The 3,951-nt window shown below is 46.9% G+C and carries 3 protein-coding genes; 1 reads left to right on the forward strand and 2 read right to left on the reverse strand.

Features of this window, described 5'->3' with window-relative positions; genetic code table 11:
- Window positions 1–414, forward strand: a 414-nt coding sequence (locus ACR0P9_RS08690) for a sugar phosphate isomerase/epimerase family protein (protein ID WP_432619259.1), incomplete at its 5' end; no start/stop codon positions are given.
- Between the two features lie 66 nt (window positions 415–480).
- Here ACR0P9_RS08690 and ACR0P9_RS08695 read toward each other — a convergent pair.
- Both ACR0P9_RS08695 and ACR0P9_RS08700 read right to left on the reverse strand, forming a co-directional pair.
- On the reverse strand, window positions 481–2,661 hold the full coding sequence (locus ACR0P9_RS08695; RefSeq protein ID WP_432619261.1) for a YhgE/Pip family protein: 2,181 nt from the start codon (window positions 2,659–2,661) through the stop codon (window positions 481–483).
- Window positions 2,658–3,951, reverse strand: a 1,294-nt coding sequence (locus ACR0P9_RS08700) for a YhgE/Pip family protein (RefSeq protein WP_432619263.1), incomplete at its 5' end; no start/stop codon positions are given. The genes ACR0P9_RS08700 and ACR0P9_RS08695, both read right to left, overlap by 4 nt.

Consider the following 3,951-nt stretch of genomic DNA (forward strand, 5'->3'; position numbering starts at 1 on the left):
AAGCTGTCTTTTGAGCCGATTGGCGATAAAAAGTGGTGCTGCAACAGCGTGCGTCAGGCACTGGAAATCGTACAGGCAGTAAATCGCGACAGCGTGGGCTTGACAGTAGACTGCATCAACGTATATCTGCATGATAAGTGCGCAGATGTCGAGTACATCAAAAAGATTCCGAAAGAGAAGCTGTTTGTCTTCCATATCAATGACTGCGAAGACCTGCCGCTTGGCATTCTCGACCACTGCCATCGTCTGATGCCGGGTCTGGGAGCCATTCCAGTACAGGCAGTTTCCGATGCCGTTCAGGCAGTCGGTTATGACGGCCCAGCTTGTTTGGAGCTGTTCCGTCCGGAATATTGGCAGATGGACGCAGAAGACGTTATCAAGATGGGCGCAGACACCACGCGACCGTTTCTGTAATCTCTCTTTGTATTTCCAATAAAGCAGCCGCCGCATTCACAAAACGTGAATGCGGCGGCTTTTGCGTCACATAATTTTGGTTTCTTCCAGCTTTTCTGTGAAAGCATCGTTGAGTCGAATGATTGGTTTGCGCAGCAGCAGACCGACAATCAGAGAGACAATCAGGAAGATGCCCAGCTTGCCCAGCTCGATCCAATAGGTCATGCCGTACATGCCGCCGACCGTCTCGCGCATGGCTGCCATGCTGTGAACGAACGGAAGCAGCGGATACACCATCTGGAAGAATTTCGGCGCAACTTCAATCGGGAAGGTGCCGCCGGAACCAGCTACCTGCATGACGAGCAGGACGACACTGGCAGCTTTGCCGATGTCTCCGAAGGACACGGTCAGCGTGTAGATAATATTGACATACACAATACTGGAGAACCAGCAAGCAAGCAAAAATAGGAACGGATGCTCACATTGAATACCCAAGTACCACAGATCACCGGCTGCAATCAAGGTGCTTTGCATGAGGCCGACAATCAAAAAGATAATATATCGTCCCAGATAAATCTGGTGGGTTTTGACGCGGTGCAATCCTTCCAGACACTTCTTGGATACCGTTACTTTCAACATGGCAACGAGAACAATGCCGCCAATCCAGATAGAAAGCGTGGAATAAAACGGTGCCATCGACGAGCCATAATTATCAATTTTATAGATCTGATGGGTTTTCAGCGAGACCGGTGTGGCGAGGAAAGACGTAAGCGCTTCTTTGTTGTCACTGAGCAGCGTCTGCAATTCCGAGTAGTCGCCGCTCTGTTTCATTTCATCCAGCTTGGAAGAAGCATCTGTGAGCTTCTTTGCTGCGTCGGATAACAGACTGCTGGAATTGTTCAGAGCGGATTGAATTTGTGTCAAATCAGAATTGGCGGATTTTGCCAGAGAAGAGACACCATCTACGCCGTCACCAATTTGAGACATGAGATCACCGAGATTGCTTTCTACATCTGAGAGAGAGGAAGAGAGACTGCTGAGAGAGTCCTGCAAGTTGGATTCATAGTCTGTCTGCACCTGTTTGACATCTTGTGCACTCTGATTCACAAGGGCATCCAGTTCAGATTTCGCGGTTTTTAGATCTGTTGTAGAATTTTTCAAAGAAGTTGCTGTGCTGTTGAGTTTGTCGCGCAAATCGGTTTGTGTCGTGATCGAGCTGTTTAATTTGGCGACAATCGGCTCAGTCAGAGATGCGAGTTCCGGATGCGCCGTGCCAATCGAAGCGATGGAATCGCGCAAGGAAGTATACGCATTGGTCACATTGTCTATTTTTCCAGCGAGCGTATTTAACGTGTCAGCAACAGCGGAAGCATCCTTGGATTGTGTATCAAAGGCTGTGTCCAGCGTATTTGAGACTTGCGTATAGAAGCCTGCACCGGAGCTGAGAGCGGAATTGATGCTGTCAGTTGCTCCGTTCAATGCGCCGTTCAGACTGGAAAATGTAGTTTTGGTGTCGTTTACTGCTTTTTTGCCGCTGGAAGTCTGGGATTTCGCTTGATCTAAGGAATCAGAAGTCGCGGTGAGCAGCTGCTGGGCGGAAGATGTTAAATGAGAGAACGACTGCATGGTTGCACTCGCAGAAGACAAGTCCCCTGCCATTTGCTGGAGATTTTTAGACAAGTTGTCTGCGATAGACTCGGAACCCGTTGCTTTTGCCATATTGGAAACCGACTGCAAGGCAGTTAAAGCCGTATCGGAAACCGTTTCGATAAAAGTTTGATTGATTTGCTTCTGAATGGCGGAAGCACCCTTGTCTGTCACTTTTGGTGCGATGGCATTCTCTTTGGCGTTAGAATAGTAAACGATTTTCGGCTTTTGAATATCTTCGGAAAAGATGCTCATCATTTTGCTGCTGAAATCTTTCGGAATCACAATAGCAGCATAGTATTCGCCGGATTGTACGCCGGATACAGCATTTTCTTCACTGGTAAACACCCAATCCATCTGCGTATTTTCACGCAGAGAGGACAAAACTTGATCGCCGAGATTGAGGCGAATGGGAATTAAACTGCCTTCATAGCCGTCGTCTACACTGGCGACAGCTACTTTTAGATTGCCTGTGTTGGAATACGGATCCCAGCTGCCTGCAATATTAAACCATGCATACAGACAGGGAACAACGGTAACACCCATGATAACAATCATGGCAATGACATTTTGGCGAATGTGCAAAACGTCTCGTTTGAATATTTGCCATATATTTTTCATCTGTTCTTGTTCTCCTTTATTGCCTGCATCAGTTCATCCGATGTCAGTCCGTTGAGATCGGCCTGCCGTTGAATCTTGTCGTGAATGTATTCTACGACAATCAGATACAAAGACAAGGCAATCAGAGAAACAATCCACAAGACCAAAAAGACCAGCTTGGAATCCAAACTAAACATCAAGATCAAAAAGATCAGTGGAATGATCAACATGCATAAGAAGCCGTATTTAATGCGTTTGGAGTAGTTTTGCTCGAATTTTACCGAACGTTCCAGATATTTTTGCTTGGTCGCTTCGTCACGGGAAAGGGTACGGATCAACATTCGCAGAGTTGGGCGCTGATATTCTGCCGTAGCCGTCTCGCACAGCATCAGTTCGGTGGCATCCAATCGCTTGTCGAACAAATGATTGAGGTTTTGCATCAGAGGACGCAAGACCAATCCCATGAGCAGAGACAATATGACGAAGATAGACAGTAACAGCAGATTCTTAATATAAAGATTGCCGTAAAATCCGGCAATGCATTCGCGCATGGCATTGATACCGTAGGTAAATGGGAAGAGCGGATATAATTTCTGGAAGAATTCCGGCATCATTTCGATTGGATAGGTGCCGGAAGAGCCGGGAATCTGTAAGATAATCAGAACAACAGCAACTGCTTTGCCGATGTGTTTAAACGTCGAGGCAAGAGCATAGATGATATTGACGTATACAAAGGAGCAAACGACACCGGCAAAAATAAAGGCAGTCGGATGCACGCATTGTACTTTCAAGAAGACAAGATCACCGGCACATACAATGACGCTCTGAATTAGACCGGCAACAATAAACAATAGCCAGCGGCCGAAATATCCCTGCGTCGGTGTAAAACGTCGGCGCAATCCGCTGGTGTCGACTTCTTGCTTGAGAATAGATACAAGAATCAGACCGCCAACCCAAAGAGCGAGGTTGGTATAAAATGGTGTCATACCGGAGCCGTAGTTCTCTACATCGTACTGTACATCTGATTTGATAGAAACCGGAGAAGACATAAAGTCAGAAACAGCATCGGCATCAATTCCTTCGAGCGAAAGCAGTTTCTGATAAGCATTGGAGCTTTGCAGAGACTGTAAGTCGGTAGAGATCGTTCCTAATTTCTGGTTTAATGTACCGAGCGTTTGACCTGCTTGATTCAGCATATCGGCACTGTCATTCATCGTCGTTTTGAGCTGGGTCAACAGCTGCTTTACCTGTTTTGTTGTTGATGGAATGCCGGACAGGGCAGCGGTTAGATCGCCATTCACAGTGGAAAGG

It is taken from the genome of Butyricicoccus sp. (genome assembly GCF_050872565.1).
Taxonomy (GTDB): domain Bacteria; phylum Bacillota; class Clostridia; order Oscillospirales; family Butyricicoccaceae; genus Butyricicoccus_A.